Below are 19,776 nucleotides of genomic sequence, written 5' to 3'. Positions count from 1 at the left end.
GATGCGCGACGTGGAGAACGGGCGAAGACCGGACATTTTTCAGGACATTATCAGCGGGATGAAAGCGCGGCTTCCGACGTGCAGCCCTAAGCGGACCGGCAGAACTTACTGGGCCGGCAGAACTTGGCAGGTCTCGCAGAAGAAGGTCGAGCGCCCGCCCTGCACGATCCGGCCGATCCGCCCGGTGCAGCCCCGGGTCGGGCAGGCATGGCCCACCCTGTCGTAGACGCGGAACCCGTGCTGGAAGGCGCCGCGCTCCCCGTCCGGCCGTGCGTAGTCGCGCAAGGTCGAGCCCCCGGCCGCCACCGCCTCGGTCAGCACCGCCTTGATCTCCTTGACGAGCGTCTTCGCCTTCGCGGTCGGCGTCCCGTCGGGCTTGGCCAGCGCCCCCGCCGGCAGGACCGGATGGAGCCCCGAGCGGTGCAGCGCCTCGCAGACATAGATGTTGCCCAGTCCCGCGATCAGGCGCTGGTCGAGCAGCGCCGCCTTCAGCGGCGTGATCTTTTTGGCGAACAGGCGCGCGAGCACCGCGGCGTCGAGGGCATCGGAGAGCGGCTCGACGCCCATCCCGGCGAAGTGCCGGCAGGTCTCGAGGTCGCGCGTCGCCACGAGGTCCATGAAGCCGAAGCGGCGGGTGTCGTTGTAGGTGACCGTGGCGCCGTTGGCGAAGGCCATCACCACGTGGTCGTGCTTGGGCTGGCCCAGCGCCCCTTCGAGGTAGAAGTCGCCCGGCGAAAGGTTCGCGCCGTCGGGCATCCGCACGTCGAAGCGCCCGCTCATGCCGAGATGCAGGATCAGGCTCTCGCCGGAATCGAGATGCGCCGTCAGATACTTGGCCCGGCGCGCGAGGTCGAGCACGGTGGTGCCCTCCAGCCGCTCGGCGAAGCGCTCGGGGAACGGGAAGCGCAGGTTCGGCCGGCGCAGGGTGACGCGGGCGAAACGCGCGCCGACCATCGCGGGGGCGAGCCCCCGGCGCACGGTCTCGACTTCGGGCAGTTCGGGCATGGTCGCGGGCGGCAAGCAGAGGAGGACCGGGATGCTGTAGCGCCCTCCCCGCCCCCGGCGCGAGCGGCGCCGCGCGTCCACGGTGTCGCGCTCCCGGCGGAGCGGCGCGGAACCCTAGACCCTGCAAACGGCTTGCTCCCGGCCAAGGTCCTATCACTGCGCTCCCCTCGCCGGACCGGTCCCCCTTCGGTGAGAGAGCGCACCGGCCGGTCGTCGGAGTCAGCACGGCATGAGCGCCCATCCCTACCGGTTCGGGATCGAGGAAGAGTATTTCCTCGCCGATGCCGAAACCCGCGGCACGCCGCGCCGATCGGTCAAGCCGTTCCATCAGGCGGCCGGAGAGCGGCTGCCTGAGATCGGGCGCGAGCTGCTGCAATGCCAGGTCGAGGTCTGCACCCCGCCCTCGATCGCCTTCGCCGCCGCCCGCGAGTCGCTGATGCGGCAGCGGCAGGCGCTGGCGGAGCTGGGGCGCGAGCACGGACTCCTCGTCTTCGCCGCCGGCACCCACCCCATCGCCGACTGGGCGCGGCAATTGCCGACCAAGGGCGACCGCTACCGCGGCATCCTGCGCGACGTCGGCCTCGCCGGGCGGCGCAGCCTGATCTGCGGCATGCACGTCCATGTCGAGGTCGCCGATCCCGACCGGCGCGTGGCGCTGATGGACCGGCTGCTGCCGTTCCAGCCGCTGCTGTTCGCGCTGTCGGTCTCCTCGCCGTTCTGGCAGGGCAAGCCGACGGGGCTTTCCGCCTACCGCCTCAGCGCCTTCGGCGAATTGCCCCGGACCGGCCTGCCCGACCTGATGGGCGATGCGGAGGCCTATGCGCGCTACGTGCGCATCATGACCAATGCCGGCTCGATCCAGGATGCGAGCTTCCTGTGGTGGTCCCTGCGCCCCTCGATCAAGTTCCCGACGCTCGAACTGCGCATCGCCGATTCCTGCACCCGGCTCGCCGACGCCATCGTGGTGGCGGCCCTGTTCCGCTGCCTCGTGCGGCTGGTGGAGCGCCGGCCCGACATCAACGCCGACCTGACCGGTGTCTCGCGGGCGATCGCGGCGGAGAATCTGTGGCGGGCCCAGCGCAGCGGGATCGAGGCCGAGCTGATCGACGAGGCCTCCGAGCAGGCCTTCCCCTTCGAGGCCGCCCTCGACACGCTGCTCTCGCTGATCGCGGAGGATGCGGAGGCGCTCGGCTGCACCGACGAGGTCGCCGATGCCCGCCGCATCCTGCGCGAGGGCACCAGCGCCGACCGGCAGATCGCCGCCTTCGAGGCCACCCGCGGCGGCGACACCAGCAACCGTCAGGCCCTCGACGCGGTGGTGGACTGGCTCGCCGAGACGACGCGGGCCGGGTGAGGATCCAAAGGTAAGGAGCCGAGGATTCAGCCGAACAGCCCGGCGAGGTTCACGAGGCTCAAGGACGCGATCAGCAGCCCGACCACGACCATCAGCGCCCGCGCCGGGATCACCCGCACCAGCAGCGCGGCGATCGGCGCCGCGAACAGCCCGCCGAGGATGAGGCCGGCGATGGTGGTCCAGTGGGTCAACCCGCCGAGCAGGGTGAAGGAGAGGCCGCTCGCCAGCGCGACGAAGAACTCCGCCGCGTTGACCGAGCCGATCGAGGTGCGCGGGTCCTGCCCGCCGCCGACCAGCGTCGTCGTCACCACCGGACCCCACCCGCCGCCGCCGACCGCATCGACGAAGCCGCCGCCGAGCGCCAGCGGCACCACGGCGCGGGGCGGCTCACGGCGGGTCTTCAGGGTGCGGAACGCCTTCGACAGAACGTAGAGCCCCATCCCCAGCAGGTAGACCGAGACGAACGGCTTGATCGCCTCGCCGTCGACCGAGGTGAGGAGATACGCGCCCGCCACCGCGCCGATCACGCCGGGGATCAGCAGGCGCCGGAACAGCGCTCCGTCCACGTTGCCGAGCCGCCAGTGCGAGAGGCCGGAGAAGGCGGTGGTGAAGATCTCGGCCACGTGCACGGAGGCCGAGGCCGCGGCCGGCGGCACTCCGGTGGAGAGCAGGAAGGTGGTCGAGGTGATGCCGTAGGCCATGCCGAGCGCACCATCGACGGTCTGCGCCGCGAGCCCGACCGCGACGGCGGTCCAGAAGCCGCGGCTCGTCAGGCCGTCCGTCACCGCATGGACGGCGCTGCCACTCGCACCCTGGGCGAGCAGGGCCCAGACCGCCGCGATCACGGCGAGGGTGGCGAGGGCGGCAAGGCCGAGGAGGGCGAGCGTGCGCGGCTCGCCGAACCTCGTCGGCCGCGCGGCGGCGGAGGATCCGGCCATCGGAAAACGATCCGTGCGAGAAGGAGCCGACAAGCTAAGGACTCGGCCGAGGCAGGCAAGGCTCCGGGTTTTCCAAAGTTCAACGCGCCGAGGTCAAAATTCTCCGCCGCCGGCCTGCGCAGGACTGTCCTTCTCCGGCGCGCCTGAACCGGGATCAGCAAGGGGCCGTCATGGTCGATCGTCCCGCCGGCGGAGTCTTCCGGTCGGGGAGGCCGAGTGTCGCGGGCTCGGCCGGCAGCAGCCTCAACACGGAGAGGCCGCGGGGGTCGCCGGCGGTCCGGCTGGGGGGAATGCGCCTCCCGTCCCAATCGACGACGCAGAGTTCCGGCTCGGAGACGGTGCCGTCCGGCAAGCGGCGGGCGAAGGGCGCCCAGGCCTGCCAGATGGCGGGCCCGGCCGCGCGGTAGGTCGCGGCGATGGCCGGCAGCGCGGCGACGAGGTTGACGGGCCGGTACGGAGTCGACCAGGCGTCGCCCTCGTACGGCACGCCGTCCGGATGCGCCAGCAGCGCGAGGGCGCCGATATGCACTGCCTCGTGGATCGGATCGGCATGCGGCATCGTGCCGACCGTCAGCGTGCCCCTCTGGGATAGCGGCGGGATCTGGTTGATGCAGCGGGCCGCCCGCCGGAAGCGGGTGATGCTGCGCCAGGGCCGGTGGATCGTCGCCCCGACCGCCGCGTGCAGGTCGAGCCGCAGGGGGCGGTGGCCGGCATCCTCGAAGCGGGCGAAGTGGAGGCCCGGCGTCAGCGCGTTCACGCGGGCGATCATCCAGGCGAGGGCGAGTTCCTCCCGGCCGGTCCGCGCGGGCCCGTCGCGGGTCCAGTCGGCGTAGCCGCCGCCGATATCGGCGTGGGCGCCGGGAAACCAGACCTGCTCGACCGTGGCCCGCTCGTCGCGCTTGAATTTGGGCCTTTGCCAGAGAGCGGCCTCGAAGGGGCGACGGCGTTCGTCGATGGCCACGGCGTGCAGGCTGACATCGACGATGGAGGACAGTTCGGTGTTGTGGAAGGCGAAGCGCTCCGCATTCGCGATCCGGAAGGGGCTGAGCGGCACGCCCAGCGCACCGACGGTATCGAAGACGCCGAGGCAGGCGATCCGGAGCGCCTTGCGGTCGAAGACGAAGGGTTCGAGGGCAAACCACTCGGCGCAGTAACGGTCCTGGGGCTTGCGCCGGTAATGGCGCCAGGCGCGGCGCTCGTTCTCCGGGGTGCAGGAGCGCGGCTTCAGGAGCCCGATCGCGTAGAGGTAGCCCACGAGGCTACGGGCGGTGAAGGCGCCGCGGGAGAATCCGAAGACGTAGATCTCGTCGCCCTCGGCATAGTGCTCGCTGAGAAAACGATAGGCTTGCCGGATGTTGCGGCCGAGACCCCGCCCGAGCACGCCGCCCTTGATCGGATCGAGCCAAGCTCCGGTGCCGACGCCGCGATCGTAATAGACGACGTATTCGACGAGGCGGTCGTTCTCCTCGATGAACGATCCGGTGGCGGAGGAGCCGCTGGTGGCCGATGGTCTCGGCGGTGCCTGGGCCAGCGCCTGATCGACGCCGATCTTCAAGATCTCACGCATCCGCACGATGTTCGTGGGCGGATGATCCGCATCGTCCTTGTTCCACGTCCCGTCCAGGAACAGGACGAGACGACGATGCGGCCTTGCAGTCATCGCTGTCCTCCTCCGGCGTGACTGGCCGAATTCTGAAGACCGCAACGTGAGGTTACAAGGACAATGTCTCGTTCGGCGGTGGAACGCCGAGGTCGGTTCTGGAACGACGGCCGGTTTCCGGAACGGCGGGCCGCGGCGCCGCGGCCGTCAGCCCTTGTCGAACGGGTTCTTGGACGTGCGCAGCGACAGCCGGATCGGTGTGCCGGGCAGGTCGAAGGCCTCGCGCAGACCGTTGACGAGGTAGCGGGTGTAGGATTTCGGCAAGGCGTCGAGCTGGTTGCCGAACAGGGCGAAGTGCGGCGGGCGGCTCTTCACCTGGGTGGCGTAGCGGATCTTGATGCGCCGGCCCGAGACGGCGGGCGGCGGGTTGCGCTGGAGCGCGTCGGTGAGCCACGCGTTGATCCGCGCCGTCGAGACGCGCCGGCTCCACACCTCGGAGGCGTCGACCACCGCCTGCATCAGCTTGTCGATGCCCTCCCCGGCGAGCCCGGAGAGCGGCACCACCGAGACGCCGCGCACCTGCGGCAGCAAGCGGGTGCAGTCCTCGCGCAGGCTCTTGAGCAGCCCCGGCTGGTCGGCGACAAGATCCCACTTGTTGAGGCCGATCACCAGGGCGCGGCCCTCGCTCTCGACGAGATCGACGATGGTGAGATCCTGCTTCTCGAACGGGATCGTCGCGTCGAGGAGCACGACCACGACCTCGGCGAAGCGCACGGCGCGCAGGCCGTCCGAGACCGCGAGCTTTTCCAGCTTGTCGTCGATGCGCGCCCGGCGTCGCATGCCGGCGGTGTCGTGCAGCTTGATCCGGCGCCCGCGCCACTCCCAGTCGAGGGAGATCGAATCACGGGTGATGCCGGCCTCGGGCCCGACGAGAAGCCGGTCCTCGCCGATCATCCGGTTGATGAGGGTGGATTTGCCGGCGTTCGGCCGCCCGACGATGGCGACGCGCAGGCCCTTGCCGCCCTCCTCGTCCTCGTCCTCCTCGTCGGGCTCGGGCAGAACCTCGCGGAGCGCATCCTGCAGCGAGCCGAGGCCCTCGCCGTGCTCGGCGGAGAAGGGAATCGGGTCGCCGAGCCCCAACGAGAACGCCTCGTAGGCGCCGGACATCCCGGCGCCGCCCTCGGCCTTGTTGGCGATGAGGATCACGGGGCAGCCGGAGCGGCGCACCAGCTCGGCGAAGGGCCGGTCGGCCGGCAGCACCCCGGCGCGGGCGTCGATGACGAACAGAACCGCGTCGGCCTCGAGGATCGCGGCCTCGGTCTGCGCCCGCATCCGGCCGAGCAGCGAATCGGCGTCCGCTTCCTCCAGGCCCGCGGTGTCGATGACGCGGAAGGCGACGTCGCCGATGAAGCCCTCGCCCTCGCGGCGGTCGCGGGTCACGCCGGGGCGGTCGTCGACCAGGGCGAGCTTGCGCCCGACCAGCCGGTTGAACAGGGTCGACTTGCCGACATTCGGGCGTCCGACGATCGCGACGGTCGGCAGATCCATGGGAAACAACAGTCTCGTCAGGCGCGCGGGCGAGGGGCCCGACGCGCGTTATCCGTTTCGGAAGATAGGCGGTTCCGGCCGCGCCGTCAGCGGGTGATCGGCGGCGGCGGGGCGGCATTCTCGGGCTTGGCCTCCGTCACGGTGACGGGACCGCCGGCCACGAGCGCCTCGTAGACCTCGACCCGCTGGCGCAGCCCCTGGGGCGTCTCGGCGTCGGCGCTGATCTGGTCGAACCAGCGGCCGGCGCCCTCGACGTCGCCGCGCTTGAGCGCGGTCAGGCCGAGCATCTCGCGGGCGGTGTGGCGGAAGGCGTTGGTCGGGGCGGCCAGCCCCTGGAGGCTCGCCAGAGCCGCGTTCGGATCGGACCCGTCCAGGCGCAGCAGGGCCGCGCGCAGGCGGGCGAGGTCGCGCAGGGAATCGCCGATGCCGGTATCGGCGGCGAGCCCGTCATAGGCCGCGGCCCCGGCGGCCGGGTCGCGCTTGGCCGTCTCGGCGGCGAGGCGGAAGCGGGCGAGGAGCGCGTAGCCCCCCGGTCCGTCGGTCCGGATCGCCGCGAAGTCGCGGTCCGCCTCCTCGGTCTTGCCGTCCTTGGCGAGGCGGTTGGCGACATCGTAGCGCTCGGAGGCCGCCTCTGCCCGGACGCGCTCGGCGTGGCGCCAGTAATTGTAGCCGCCGACGCCGGCCACGAGGAGGATCGCCCCGGTGATGATCAGCGCGTTGTAGCGCTTCCAGATCTTGGCGATCTGGTCGCGGCGGTAATCCTCGTCGACCTCGCGGATGAACTCGTTGTTCTCGGCCATCTTCGAAAAAATCCGGGCGCCCCTCGCGGAAGCGCGCTCGCCTCGCCTGTCGTCGTATCGTGGGCGCCTAGCACAGCGCCCCCGCTTTGGCGAATGGAGAGCTCAACCTGTCAGGGCCTTCGCTCGAAGCCGCTCGAGCAGCTTCGCGGCGCGAAGAGCGCCGCGCGCAGCGGGCTTTTCGGGGCTTGAGCCCCGGAAGGCATCGAGCGGAGCGAAAGCCTGAGCCCACGGAGGCGGGCGCCGGCGACTGAGGCCCGCAAAAAACCACGGCGATCGCTTCAAGCGATTGCCGGGTCAGGCCTGTCCCGGCCAGGCGGCGACGCCGATGAGCAGCGGGTGAAGGTACTTGCCGAACACGAACCACGCTACGATGCCGATCACCACGGCGATGGCGTCGTTGCGCCAGCCGGCCGGGGCGGCCTGCCCGCCGTGCTGCTGCGCCACCTGCCCCGCGGTCAACGTCCGGCGCTTGGCGCTGATGCGGGCGGCCACCGCCCAGGCGAGGAAGGAGCCGAATAGCAGGATCGAGCCGAGATCGCCGTTGGCGAGCAGGTGGGCCGTCGCCCAGATCTTCACGGCCAGCAGCATGGGGTGCTTGAGCCGGGTGCGGAGATGACCGGGCAGGTAGGTCGCCGCGAGGCTGATGAAGGCGAACAAGGTCAGCAGAACGGCGAGGTGGCGCGTCCAGAGCGGCGGCGACCAGACCGGGATCATGCCCTCCTGACGGTAGAGCCCGTAACCATAGACGGTCAGGATCAGGCCGAGCGCCGAGAGCAGGGTGTAGCCGAGCTTGAACCGCCCCTCGCCGATCCGGCCGATCACCTCCGCGCGCTTGGTGCGCGCCATGGAGAAGGCGTGCGTGCCGAGGAACAGCACGAGGCCGAGGATCAGAACCAGCATGGGGCAGCCTGTGGACGGCGCTCGCTCCGGCGGATGCGGACAAGCTCCCTGTAACGGTTCAAAACGCAATCTTCTGGCGATGTCCAGACGGTCTCGCCTTCTCGTCGCAGCACTCGCGCTCTCGTGCGGCGCCGTACCGCCGGTCCGCGCCGCCCCGGAGCCGCCGCTCTCGGCGCTGATCCTGACCGGACCGGAGCGGACGCTGTTCTCCGCCAGCCGCGACGCCTGCGACGGCGCCGACGTGCCCGACGCGCCCGCCCGCGCCTTCCGCGACGCCTCGGGCGGAATCGCCCTCTACGGGCTGCACTACCGCAACCGGGCCCTGCGCGGCCCCGACTTCGAGCACCTCAGGATCGATTGCCGCGTCGTGCTCGATTCGGGCGAAAAGCCCGATCCGGCGCTCTACGACGACCGGTCGTGGATCACCGCGACCTGGACCGAGGACGGCACGAATGTCGCCGCACTCCTGCACCACGAGTACCAGGCCAACGAGCACGAGGGCCGCTGCCGCTCCAAGGCCTACATGGAGTGCTGGTACAACACGATCACCGCCGCCGCCTCCCGCGACGGCGGCCTGCACTTCTCCCGCGCGGCGCCGCCCGCGGTGGTGGCGGCCCCCCCGTTCCGTCAGGAGGAGGGCCAGGGCCGCCACCGCGGCTTCTTCAATCCCTCCAACATCTTTGGCGAGGGGCGCTACCGCTACTTCCTCGCCTCGACCACGGGCTGGGACCGGCCCGGCAGCGACCAGGCGGCGGGCGTCTGCCTGTTCCGCACCGAGCGGCCGGACGAACCGGCGAGCTGGCGCGCCTGGACCGGCACCGGCTTCACCGCCGCCTTCCCGGATCCGTATCGCAGGACGTTCAAGATCGCCGAGACCTGCAAGCCGGTCGCGCCGTTTCCCGCCCCCGTCGGCGCGGTGGTGCGCCACCGCGGCAGCGGCGCCTGGATCGCCGTGTTCATGGCGGCCAAGGGCGGGGCCTTCGCGGAATCGGGCTTCTACTGGAGCACGTCGCGCGACCTGCTCGTCTGGGACGTGCCGCGGCTGCTGATCGCCGGCGCCACGCTCTACGACGACCCGTGCAAGGCCGGGGCACGGCTGATCGCCTACCCCTCCCTGCTCGATCCGGGGGCGAAGGGCCGCAACTTCGACGATGTCGGCGAGGGCGCGTTTCTCACCTTCGCGACCCTGCGCCTTGAGGGCTGCACCATCACCTCCGATCGCGACCTCGTGCGCCGGCCGGTGGCGATCAAGGTCTGGCCGTGATGCCGGTCCCCGCTCAGCCCAGACCCAGCGCCGCCTTCTCCTCCAGATAGGCCGCGCGCACGGCCTCCTTGCCGTAGGCGCGCTCCAGCCGGCGTACGGTGAAGTGGGCGCGGCCCATGGACTGGAAGTGGTCCATGAAGGCGGCGTTGACGGCCGCGCCCCCGAGCGCGCCGATCACCGGCACGGCCTGGGCCGCGACCTTCTGCGAGACGACGAGGCCGAAGCGGGCGGCGATCTGCGCCGTGAGCCGCACCAGCGGCGGGGCGCCGGCATCGAGCAGCGAGCGGTGAGCGGCGTAGCGGGCGGCCTCCGACATGGTCTTGGCGAGCGCCGCGCGCACCGCGAAATAGCCGCTGTCGGCGACCGCCGTCTCGGCGCCGGCGCGTCCGCCGAGGGCGAAGACCTGCACGCAGGCGAGCGCGGTCTCGGGATCGTTCAGGTCCTCGCCCTCCTGCCGGGCGATCTCGGCGATGGCCCGCAGCATGATCGTCGTGGAGACCGGCAATTCCACCGCCAGCGTGGCGAGGCCGAGCACGCCGCCGACGGCGCCGGTCACCGCGGCGAGCGCCTTGTGGCGGGCATCGCTCGACCCGAGCAGGCGGCTCAGGCGCCCGCCCGCTTCGGTCTCGACGCGTTCCAGCGCGGTGCCTGCGGGCTTCACGTCCTTGTCGGGCAGGGTCGCGAGCGCGACCCGCAGGGCCGTGCGCATCGCGCCTTCCGTGGCGCTGGCCACGGTCTCGGTGACGGGGGCCGGCAGGGCGCGGCCGATCATGTCGAGGGGGGCGCCCGCCGCCGCCGAGAGCCGCGCGGCGAGGCCCGGCTTCTCCAGCACGGTCACCGCGCGCCGCAGGGCGGCGCGGTCCTCCTCCGACAGGGGCCGTCCGACCGGCGGATCGATCGGGACCGGCAGGGTTTCTCCGACAACGGCAAGGTCGTTCACGTCTGCGCCCTCGCGGCTTTTGGCGAAATCTCGGGGCTGGCTTCGGCTGAGGCAAGACCGACGGGGCCGGTTGGGTTCCCCGGCACGGTGTCGGGGGCGGTGACGGGGGCGGCCTCGAGCGGAGCCTCCGTCACGGCCTCCTCGGGCGCCGTGCGCTGCGGGATGCGGCCGACGGCGAAGCACAGGGCGACCACGGGAATGCCGACCGCCGCCGTCATCGCGAAGAAGGTCGGAAAGCCGTAGGCCGCCACCACGAAGCCGGAGGTGCCGGCGACCAGCTTGCCCGGCAGGGCGTAGAGCGAGGAGAACAGCGCGTATTGCGTGGCGGCGAAGCCCGGCGTGGTCAGGCTCGACATGTAGGCGATCAGCGCGATCCCAGCGAAGGAGCCGCACAGACTCTCGATCGACACCGCGATGGCGAGCCGCCACTGCTCGGGCTCGCCCAGCGCCAGCCAGGCGAGCGACAGGTGCGAGGCGGCGGCGATGAAGGCACCGGTCACCAGCGTCGGGAACATGCCGAACCGGGCGATCGACCAGCCGCCGGCGAAGCCGCCGGCGATCCCGACCCAGATGCCGAACAGCTTGACGATGGTGGCGATCTCCGCCTTGCCGTAGCCGAGTGTGATGTAGAGCGGGTTGGCCATCACGCCGGAGACGAAGTCCGGCATCCGGTAGAGCGCGACCAGCGCCAGCACCGCGAACAGGGCGTTGCCCATCCGGGCGTGGAGGTCGGTCAGCGGCTCCAGCACCGCGCGGCGGACCGCGGTCGGAAGGTCGCGCTTGGCCGGTGCCGCCTCCCGCGGCCGGTCGTAGGGCGTGGCCAGGAGCGCCGCGATCAGGCCGACCCCCATCAGCGCGGCCATCGAGAGATAGGCCAGGGTCCAGCCGCCATAGGCGGCGACGTAGAGCGCGCCGGCACCGGCCAGGATCAGCCCGAACCGGTAGCCGAGGTTCGAGGTGGCGGCCATGATGCCCTGCATGTCGGTGCCCGCCGCCTCGATGCGCCAGCCGTCGATCACCACGTCCTGGGTGGCGGCGCAGAAGGCGACGAGGAAGGCGCCGACCCCGAGGAGCGCGAGCTGGTCCTTCGGGTCGGCGAAGGCCATCAGCACCAGCGCCAGGGCGGTGGCGATCTGCGTCGTTACCATCCAGGCGCGCTTGCGGCCGAGGCGGGCGGCGAGGAACGGCACGTCGACCCGGTCGATCGAGGGCGCCCAGAGGAATTTCAGCGAGTAGGGCAGCGCGACGTAGCTGAACAGGCCGATCGTCTTGATGTCGATGCCGGAATCGGCGAGCCGCAGGGTGAAGGTGCCGAGCACGAGCAGCAGCGGCAGGCCGGAGGAGAAGCCGAGCGCCAGCATCTGCGCGACGCGCTTGTCATCGGTGATGTCGCGCAGGCGCAGCTTGCGCGGCTTCGGGGGCGTCTGCTTCGGAGGCATCCTGGAATCCGCCGCATCCGTCGCCATCGCGTCAAACTCCCTGGGGCCCCGGACGGGGCGGGGTTTCATGGATCTGGGGACGCCGCGAAACGCGCGCGCCCGGACACGCGCCTATTGTCGATGCCGACTCCGCAGAAAACATGACGGCGGGAAACATGACCGTCCTGCGGCCGTCTGCCCCCGTCCGCCTCCCCTGCGGAGAGCGCGCGACTTCGGAATCCTGCCTCTCCTATGGGCCGGACATGGTTGACGAAAGCGTAATCACAGCCCCCGTCCCGTGTCAGGGTCAGGGGGCGTTCCGTGCTTGGCCGCACGGAACGGGGGAGGGCCGGGCTCGTTTCAGTCGCGGAGCCGGACGCTGCGGAATGCGCCCGGAGACTCCGTTTCACGCGCCGCGGTCCCTCGCGGCGCGCCTGTGCCGGCGTAGAGATGACGGGTTTCCCCAAAGGAGCGAGTCTGCCCTCGGGCGTTACGGTGGACGTCTTCGCGGCGGCCTTCGAGGCGAGCCCGACGCCCATGGTGGTCACCGATCCGCGGCGCGGCGACAACCCGGTCGTGTGGGCCAACGCCGCCTTTCTCACGCTCACGGGCTACGACCGCGAGGAGCTCTACGGCCACAATTGCCGCCGGCTGCAGGGCCCCCTCACCGATGCCGGCGTGCTGCAGACGATGCGCGCGGCGCTCCGGGCCGGTCGGCCCTTCGAGGGCGAGCTGCTCAACTACCGCAAGGACGGCACCCCGTTCTGGAACGGGATGACGATCAACCCCGTCCGCGACGCGGCGGGCGAGGTGGTGTTCTTCTTCTCGGCCCAGGCCGACATGACCGACAAGCACCGCCTGGAACTGGCCATGCGCGATGCCAACGACGCGCTGGAGCGCGAGGTGAACGAGCGCACCGCCGATCTGCGTTCGGCCCTCGAGCAGAAGACCGCGCTGCTCCACGAGGTCGACCATCGGGTCAAGAACAACCTCCAGGTCATCTCCTCGCTGATGCTGCTGAAGGCCCGCCGCACGCCCGAGGGCGAGGCCCGCGACGCGCTCCAGGCCATGGCCGACCGGATCGGCGCCCTCTCGACCGCCCACCGGATGCTCTACTCGGAGGGAGACGTCTCCCGGTTCGACTTCCAAGAGTTCACCACCGACCTGATCGCCGACCTCGCCGCCGGCCTCGACGAGGACCGCATCCGGATCGAGACCGAGACCGAGGCGCTGGCGCTCTCCGCCGCCATGGCCGCGCCGCTGGCGCTGCTGATCCACGAGCTGGCGACGAACGCCCTGCGCCACGCCTTCCCGGGCGAGCGCCGCGGACGGGTCTCCATCGAGGCGCGGCGCTGCGAGGCGGGGATGCGCCTCGTCATCCAGGACGACGGCGTCGGCATGGCCTCGGCGCCTCCCGATCCCGCCGGTTTCGGCCGAACCCTCGTCGAGATGGTGGTGCGCCAGCTGCGCGGATCCCTCGAATGGGCGGATGCCGGCCCCGGCACCCGGATCGTGATCACCATCCCGCTCACCGGGGCCGACGCGCCGTGACCCGCCCGTCCGCTCGCCAGCCGGTTCCCTCTCACCACGGTCGGCTCGCGCCGCGGGTGGCGGCGCTTCCGCGCCGCAGGAATCGGCGGGATCACGCCGGTTCGAAGTCAGGCACGGGAGCGGGAGCGCCGCGATGGCAGCGGTGACGGAGGCGCCCCTGCGCATCCTCGTGGTCGAGGACGAGGTGCTGATCGCCCTCGAACTGGAATGTCTCCTGGAAGACCTCGGCCATGTCAGCGTCGGCGTGGCGGGGTGCGCGGCGGATGCGATCGCGCTCGGCCGCACCGCCCGGCCGGACGTGGCGCTCGTGGACATCCACCTCGTCGACGGCCCGACCGGCGTGGAGGTGGCCCGCGCCTTGAGCGGCGACCCGCGGGTCACGGTGGTGTTCATGACCGCCAACGCCAAGCGCATCCCGCCGGATTTCGCCGGCGCGCTGGGCGTGATCGCCAAGCCCTATTCCGAGCGCGCCGTGGCGGGCGTGCTCGACTACGTCGCCCAGCGCCGGGCCGGGCGGACGCCCTCCGTCGCGACGCTCGACGGCTTCCAGCCCGCCCCGGACGCGGGCGGCGGGCCGTGGACCGGCGGGAGCTGGAAACGGGAGGCACCCTGAGGGCGAGGGCGGTCCGGCTGCCGTCACGCCTTCGGGACGTTGCGCTCCAGCTCGTCGAGCCACGCCCTGGCGCTGGCATCCGACGGGGCGCGCCAGTCGCCGCGGGGCGAGAGGGAGCCGCCGGCCGAGACTTTCGGGCCGTTGGGGAGCGCCGAGCGCTTGAACTGGCTGAAGCGGAAGAAGCGGTCGAGGAAGACGCCGAGCCAGCGCCGGATCTCCGGCAGATCGTAGGCGACGCGCTTCGGCACCGGGAAGTCCGGCGGCCAGTCGCCGCTCCGCGCATCCCCCCAGGCGTGGAGCGCGAGGAAGGCGATCTTCGACGGCCGGAAACCGTGGCGCAGGGTGAACCAGAGGTTGAAATCCTGCAGGGCGTAGGGGCCGATCTTGGCTTCCGTGCTCTGCGGCCCCTCGCCCTCCGAGGCCGGCACCAGTTCGGGGGAGATCTCGGTGTCGAGCACCGCCTGGAGGGTGCGGTTCTCCTCAGCCCCGAGTTGCCCGGACGAGATCACCCAGCGGATCAGGTGCTGAATCAGCGTCTTGGGCACGCCGGCGTTGACGCCGTAATGGCTCATCTGGTCGCCGACGCCGTAGGTGCTCCAGCCGAGCGCCAGCTCCGAGAGATCGCCGGTGCCGATGACGATCCCGCCGTGCTGGTTGGCGAGCCGGAACAGGTAGTCGGTGCGAAGTCCCGCCTGCACGTTCTCGAAGGTGACGTCGTAGACCGCCTCGCCCCGCCCGAACGGGTGGCCCATGTCGCTCAGCATCTGCCGGGCGGCCGGGCGGATGTCGATTTCCTCCGGTGTCGTGCCGAGCGCCCGCATCAGGGCGTGGGCATTGGTCTTGGTGGCGTCGGAGGTGGCGAAACCCGGCAGGGTGTAGGCCAGGATGTCTTTCCGCGGCAGCCCGAGGCGGTCGAAGGCCTTGGCCACGACGATCAGGGCATGGGTCGAGTCGAGGCCGCCGGACACGCCGATCACCGCCCGCTTCGTGCCGGTCGCCGCGAGACGCTGGGCGAGACCGGCGACCTGGATGTTGTAGGCCTCGTAGCAATCCTGCGCGAGGCGGGCCGGATCGGAGGGCACGAAGGGGAAGCGCTCGACCCGGCGCTCCAGGCCGAGATCGCCCTGCGGCGGATCGAGCCGGAAGGCGACCGTGCGCCAGGGCCGGAGGCTCCGGCTGCGGGCGTTGTCGTCGAGGCTGCCGGCCTGGAGCCGCTCCTGGACGATCAGGTCGAGGTCGATATCGGCGATCGTCACCACCGGCGCCTGAGGAAAGCGCGCGCCTTCGGCCAGCCGCACGCCGTTCTCGTCGATGCTGGTCTGCCCGTCCCAGGACAGGTCGGTGGTGGATTCGCCGGTGCCGGCGGCGGCGTAGACGTAGGCGCACAGGCCCCGCATCGAGGCGGCACGGGTCAGCAGCGCGCGGGAATCGGCCCGGCCCACGGTGATCGGGCTGCCCGAGGGGTTGGCGATCACGGTCGCTCCGGCCAGCACCGCCTCCATGCCCGGCGTCTGCGGCACCCAGAGATCCTCGCAGACCTCGATGGCGAGGCGGAAGCCCGGCAGATCGTCGGCGGAAAAGATCAGGTCGGTACCGAAGGGCGCCTCGAGTTCGGTCAGGCGGATCGTCTCGCCAGCGATCCCGGCGCCCGAGGCGAAGTGGCGCTTCTCGTAGAATTCTCGGTAGTTCGGCAGGTAGCTCTTCGGCACGACGCCGAGCAGCCGCCCGCCCCGGATCGCCACGGCGCAATTGTAGAGCCGGTTGCGCCAGCGGAGGGGCGCGCCGACGACGAGGAGCGGCGTCAACCCGGCGCTCTCGGCGACCAGGCGTGCGACGCCGGCTTCCACCGCGTCGAGGAGCGTCGCCTGCAGCAGCAGATCCTCGATGGCGTAGGAGGAGACGCAGAGTTCGGGGAAGACCGCGAGCGCCGCGCCGGCCCCGTGCGCCTGACGCGCGAGCCCCAGGATGTCGGCGACATTGGCCGCCGGATCGCCCGGATGGCTGCGCCCGGTGCAGGCCGCCACGCGGGCGAAGCCGTGCCGGTAGAGGGAGCGGAAGGTCGTCGGTGTCACGGGTTCTTGGCTCGCCATCGTCACCGGGTCTCGAAGCTCACCTGATATGGCAGGATACTCTGCCAAGTGTCTCTGGGATCGTTGTTTCTCAAGATAGAACCGTGACACGACCGCGACCGGGGCGCCGCCCGCCGCCGGGTCTCGCACCGGGTCTCGAAACATCACCGCAAAGCGCCAACCGCGCTCGATGATATCCGGTTCGCGCCACGCTTGCACCGGCGCGCCGGGACGGCTCGGCGGAGGGGAGGGCAAGCGTTCGTTAACGACGATCCGCCTAGCTTGGGGCTCGAACCGCTCCGCAGGAGCCGGACCTTGTTTCGAGTCATCTCACAGATCATGCGCGCATCGGGACGGCCTCCCCATTCCCATCGTGATCCGTCGCGGCCGAGCCGCGGCGGCGACCGCCTGGATCGGTCGATCGGCGGCATCGCCCATCGGCTGATGAGCCTGCGCTCCAACCTCGCCCGGCGCATCGCGGGCGCCCCTCCGGCCCCGCCGCGGGCGCTCCCGCACGCCTTGCCCCATCCCTTGCCGCACCCGACCCTGCCGCAGCCCGGCGCCGAGGGATTCGACGCGGGCAGCGTGCCGAGCTGGCTGGTGCCGCCCGGGACGATGCTCGGCCGTGCGCCGGCCGCACAGGAGGCATGGACTTCGGACGCTTGGGCTTCGGACGCTTGGGCGCCCGCGACGGGGGAGGGGCCGTTCGAGATGCCCGCCCCTGCTCACCCCGGCCAGACCTACGGCGACGGCGGCTCGGAGCTGCCGTTCGAGAGCCGCATCGATCCCCGCGCCTCCGGCCCCGGCGTCCTGGTCCGCACGCCGCGCCGCCCGGCGGCGATCGCCCCGGAGGCCGGCGTCGTTCCGGTCCCGCCCGCTCTGCCTGCCGCCCTCCCCGCCCCGGCCGGGTCCCACGGTGCTCCGCAGCCCCCCCTGCCCGAGGCGGTGCGCTTCACCCGCACCCCCGATACCGTTCTGATGGAGCGCCGCCGCCAAGCCCTGGAGGCCGAGCGCGAGGCGCAGGCCCGGGCCCAGGCCCTGCTCGACGCCCAGGCCGCCGCCCAGGCCGCGGCTCTGGAGGCCCAGCGGGCCCGCGAGGCGGCGGAGCGCGAGGCCGCCGAGCGCGCGGCGCAACTCGCCGCCGAGGAGGCGGAGGCCGCCCGGCTGCGCGCCGAGCAGGCCGTCTCCGAGGTCCCGAGCTGGCGCCGCCCGTTCGTGCCGCCGCCGGGCGTGAGCTTCTTCCGCACGCCCGACCGCCGGCCGAAGCCCGTCGTTCCGATGCAGGGGACCGGTGTCGCGCCGCAGCCTGCGCTCGCGACCGAAGCGGCTCAGATCGAGGCGCCGCGCCTCGACAACGCCGCGCCCGAGAGCCTGCCGGCCGCCGTCCCCGTCGCGGCGGAAGCGGCGGAGGCGGCCGCCTCCGCCGCCCCGCTCTACGCGCCCTTCATCCCGCCGGTCCCGGCCGAGCCGTCCGACTGGTCGGACGTGCCGGACTGGTCGGCCCTGCACGGCTGGTTCGGCCCGGCCGAGGCGATGGTCGAGGTCGCCGAGCCGGTCGCGCCCGCCGCGCCGCGCCCGGCGCTGAACGCCATGGCCGCCCGCGCCGCGATCCGCCCGGCCCGCTCGACCCTCGCCGAGTCCGCGCCGCCCGCCGTGACGTCTGTTCCAGCCGCCCCGGCGCCCGCGCCCTTCGCCGCACGACCGGTCACGGCACAGGCGGCTCCGTCGCCCATCCCGACGCCGCCGGCTCCGCAGCTCCCCTCCCCTGCCCCGCAGGCGGCGCCGCTGACGATCCCGGCCCGGCCGGTCCTGCTGCGCACCAAATCTGGGGCCGAGGCGGTCGAGGAGCCGGTCCTCGAGACGGTGCCGGAGGTTGCCCAGGAGACGATCCAGGCGACGATCCAGGAGACGATCCAGGAGGCTGCTCAGGAGAGCGCCGCGGAGGCCGCCGACACGTTCGAGGAGGCCGACGCCGAGTTCCTGATCGCAAACGAGCCCGGACTCGAGCCCGAGCCCGAGAACCGTCCGCGGGCGATCCTGCCCGAGCGCCCGATGCTGATCCCCGCCGGCCGTCATCTGGAGGCGTCGTTCGTCGGCAACGCCGATTACGAGCTGCCCTCGCTCGAGTTGCTGGCCGAGCCGCCGCTGCCCGACGGCGAGGAGGTCGATGCGGACGAGCTGGAGCAGAACGCCCTCAACCTCCAGCAGACCGTGCAGGATTTCGGCGTGCGCGGCGACATCCTGGCGGTTCGCCCCGGCCCCGTCGTCACCCTCTATGAGCTGGAACCGGCCCCCGGCACCAAGTCGAGCCGCGTCATCGGCCTGTCGGACGACATCGCCCGCTCGATGTCCGCCGTCTCCGCCCGCGTCGCCGTCGTGCCCGGCCGCAACGTGATCGGCATCGAGCTGCCGAACCCGGTGCGCGAGACCGTGTACCTGCGCGAGCTGCTGGCCTCGGTCGATTTCGTCGAGACCAAGCACAAGCTCGCCCTGTGCCTCGGCAAGAACATCGGCGGTGAGCCGATCATCGCCGACCTCGCCCGCATGCCGCACCTGCTGGTCGCCGGCACCACCGGCTCGGGCAAGTCGGTGGCCATCAACACCATGATCCTCAGCCTGCTCTACCGGCTCAAGCCGGAGGAGTGCCGCCTGATCATGGTCGATCCCAAGATGCTGGAACTGTCGGTCTACGACGGCATCCCGCACCTGCTCTCCCCCGTCGTCATCGACCCGAAGAAGGCGGTCATCGCCCTCAAATGGGCCGTGCGCGAGATGGAGGAGCGCTACAAGAAGATGTCGAAGATCAGCGTGCGCAACATCGACGGGTACAATGCCCGGATGAAGGAGGCGCGCGAGCGGGGCGAGATCATCACCCGCACGGTACAGACCGGCTTCGACCGCACCACCGGCGAGGCGGTGTTCGAAGAGCAGGAGATGGACCTTTCGGCCCTGCCCTACATCGTGATCGTGGTCGACGAGATGGCCGACCTGATGATGGTGGCGGGCAAGGACATCGAGGGCGCGATCCAGCGGCTGGCCCAGATGGCGCGCGCGGCGGGCATCCACCTGATCATGGCGACGCAGCGTCCGAGCGTGGACGTCATCACCGGCACGATCAAGGCGAACTTCCCGACCCGGATCTCCTTCCAAGTGACGAGCAAGATCGACAGCCGCACGATCCTGGGCGAGATGGGCGCCGAGCAGCTGCTGGGCCAGGGCGACATGCTGTTCATGGCCGGCGGCGGGCGCACGACGCGCGTGCACGGGCCGTTCTGCTCCGACTCCGAGGTCGAGACCGTGGTCGCCCACCTCAAGCGCCAGGGCCGGCCCTCCTACCTGGAGGCGGTGACGGCCGACGACGGCTCCTCCGACCAGCCGGAGAAGCCGGCCAAGGGCTCGCGCGCCGCGGCCAAGGCGGAGAAGGACGACTTCGCCGACGCGGAGGAGGCCGACGCCCCGGTCTTCGACATCGGCGCCTTCGCGGCGACCGCCGGAGCGGAGGGCGGCGAGCTCTACGAGCAGGCCATCGCCGTGGTCCTGCGCGACCGCAAGGCCTCGACGAGCTACATCCAGCGCCGCCTGCAGATCGGCTACAACCGCGCCGCCTCGATCATGGAGCGGATGGAGATCGAGGGGATCGTCGGACCGGCCAACCACGCCGGGAAGCGCGAGATCCTGGTCGAGGGCCTCGCGGGCGCCCCGGCCGGCGGCTACGACGACGAGTGAGCTTGGATCCGGCCCCCGTCGCATATTCGCCACAGGGGCCGGCTCTATCG

At 71.6% G+C, this 19,776-nt stretch carries 14 protein-coding genes; 5 read left to right on the top strand and 9 right to left on the bottom strand.

Annotation, left to right across the window (positions count from 1 at the left end; genetic code table 11):
• Positions 1–105: 105 nt before the first annotated feature.
• A complete protein-coding gene (gene mutM, locus HNR01_RS05805) occupies positions 106–1,005 on the bottom strand; it encodes a bifunctional DNA-formamidopyrimidine glycosylase/DNA-(apurinic or apyrimidinic site) lyase (RefSeq protein ID WP_183667190.1) in 900 nt (299 codons plus the stop codon).
• A 229-nt stretch (positions 1,006–1,234) separates the two neighbouring features.
• Between mutM and HNR01_RS05800 the strand changes: the two genes are divergently transcribed.
• Positions 1,235–2,359 carry a carboxylate-amine ligase gene (locus HNR01_RS05800; RefSeq protein ID WP_183667077.1) on the top strand — a complete coding sequence of 375 codons (1,125 nt, stop codon included), beginning with the start codon at positions 1,235–1,237 and terminating at the stop codon, positions 2,357–2,359.
• Positions 2,360–2,385: 26 nt separating this feature from the next.
• On the opposite strand, the gene HNR01_RS05795 is transcribed toward HNR01_RS05800, so the two are convergent.
• The 5 genes from HNR01_RS05795 to HNR01_RS05775 all read right to left on the bottom strand — a co-directional run bounded on the left by HNR01_RS05795 (position 2,386) and on the right by HNR01_RS05775 (position 8,145).
• On the bottom strand, positions 2,386–3,297 hold the full coding sequence (locus HNR01_RS05795) for a sulfite exporter TauE/SafE family protein (RefSeq protein ID WP_153874249.1): 912 nt from the start codon (positions 3,295–3,297) through the stop codon (positions 2,386–2,388).
• 154 nt (positions 3,298–3,451) lie between these two features.
• Positions 3,452–4,957, bottom strand: coding sequence for a T6SS phospholipase effector Tle1-like catalytic domain-containing protein (locus tag HNR01_RS05790; RefSeq protein WP_183667076.1), 1,506 nt, complete (start codon positions 4,955–4,957; stop codon positions 3,452–3,454).
• 147 nt (positions 4,958–5,104) lie between these two features.
• Positions 5,105–6,445: a ribosome biogenesis GTPase Der gene (gene der / locus HNR01_RS05785; RefSeq protein WP_183667075.1), complete on the bottom strand. Its 1,341-nt coding sequence runs from the start codon at positions 6,443–6,445 to the stop codon at positions 5,105–5,107.
• Between the two features lie 86 nt (positions 6,446–6,531).
• Complete coding sequence (locus tag HNR01_RS05780; RefSeq protein WP_183667074.1) at positions 6,532–7,245, bottom strand: tetratricopeptide repeat protein; 714 nt, start codon at positions 7,243–7,245, stop codon at positions 6,532–6,534.
• A gap of 294 nt (positions 7,246–7,539) precedes the next feature.
• The gene (locus HNR01_RS05775; protein ID WP_153874247.1) at positions 7,540–8,145 is read right to left on the bottom strand and encodes an NnrU family protein; all 606 of its coding nucleotides are present in this window, start codon (positions 8,143–8,145) and stop codon (positions 7,540–7,542) included.
• A 79-nt stretch (positions 8,146–8,224) separates the two neighbouring features.
• Here HNR01_RS05775 and HNR01_RS05770 point away from each other — a divergent pair, with 79 nt between their 5' ends.
• Positions 8,225–9,409, top strand: a complete 1,185-nt coding sequence (locus HNR01_RS05770) for a hypothetical protein (RefSeq protein WP_183667073.1) — start codon at positions 8,225–8,227, stop codon at positions 9,407–9,409.
• A gap of 13 nt (positions 9,410–9,422) precedes the next feature.
• Here HNR01_RS05770 and HNR01_RS05765 read toward each other — a convergent pair whose 3' ends face one another.
• Together HNR01_RS05765 and HNR01_RS05760 are read right to left on the bottom strand one after the other, a co-directional pair.
• The gene (locus HNR01_RS05765; RefSeq protein ID WP_183667072.1) at positions 9,423–10,349 is read right to left on the bottom strand and encodes an EcsC family protein; all 927 of its coding nucleotides are present in this window, start codon (positions 10,347–10,349) and stop codon (positions 9,423–9,425) included.
• A complete protein-coding gene (locus HNR01_RS05760) occupies positions 10,346–11,788 on the bottom strand; it encodes an AmpG family muropeptide MFS transporter (RefSeq protein ID WP_246417398.1) in 1,443 nt (480 codons plus the stop codon). The genes HNR01_RS05765 and HNR01_RS05760 overlap by 4 nt, the downstream gene beginning before the upstream one ends.
• Positions 11,789–12,217: 429 nt before the next feature.
• On the opposite strand from HNR01_RS05760, the gene HNR01_RS05755 reads away from it, so the two are divergent.
• Positions 12,218–13,318: a PAS domain-containing protein gene (locus tag HNR01_RS05755; RefSeq protein ID WP_183667070.1), complete on the top strand. Its 1,101-nt coding sequence runs from the start codon at positions 12,218–12,220 to the stop codon at positions 13,316–13,318.
• A gap of 133 nt (positions 13,319–13,451) precedes the next feature.
• Positions 13,452–13,931: a response regulator gene (locus tag HNR01_RS05750; RefSeq protein ID WP_183667069.1), complete on the top strand. Its 480-nt coding sequence runs from the start codon at positions 13,452–13,454 to the stop codon at positions 13,929–13,931.
• A 23-nt stretch (positions 13,932–13,954) separates the two neighbouring features.
• On the opposite strand, the gene HNR01_RS05745 is transcribed toward HNR01_RS05750, so the two are convergent.
• On the bottom strand, positions 13,955–16,021 hold the full coding sequence (locus HNR01_RS05745; protein WP_183667068.1) for an NAD(+) synthase: 2,067 nt from the start codon (positions 16,019–16,021) through the stop codon (positions 13,955–13,957).
• 423 nt (positions 16,022–16,444) lie between these two features.
• Between HNR01_RS05745 and HNR01_RS05740 the strand changes: the two genes are divergently transcribed.
• Entirely contained in the window at positions 16,445–19,726 is a 3,282-nt protein-coding gene (locus HNR01_RS05740) for a DNA translocase FtsK (protein WP_183667067.1), read from the top strand.
• Positions 19,727–19,776: the final 50 nt, after the last annotated feature.

It is taken from the genome of Methylorubrum rhodesianum (assembly GCF_014199985.1).
GTDB classification, from domain to species: Bacteria; Pseudomonadota; Alphaproteobacteria; order Rhizobiales; family Beijerinckiaceae; genus Methylobacterium; species Methylobacterium rhodesianum.
Note: the sequence above shows the minus strand (reverse complement) of the source record. Positions and strands in the feature narration are given on the sequence as shown.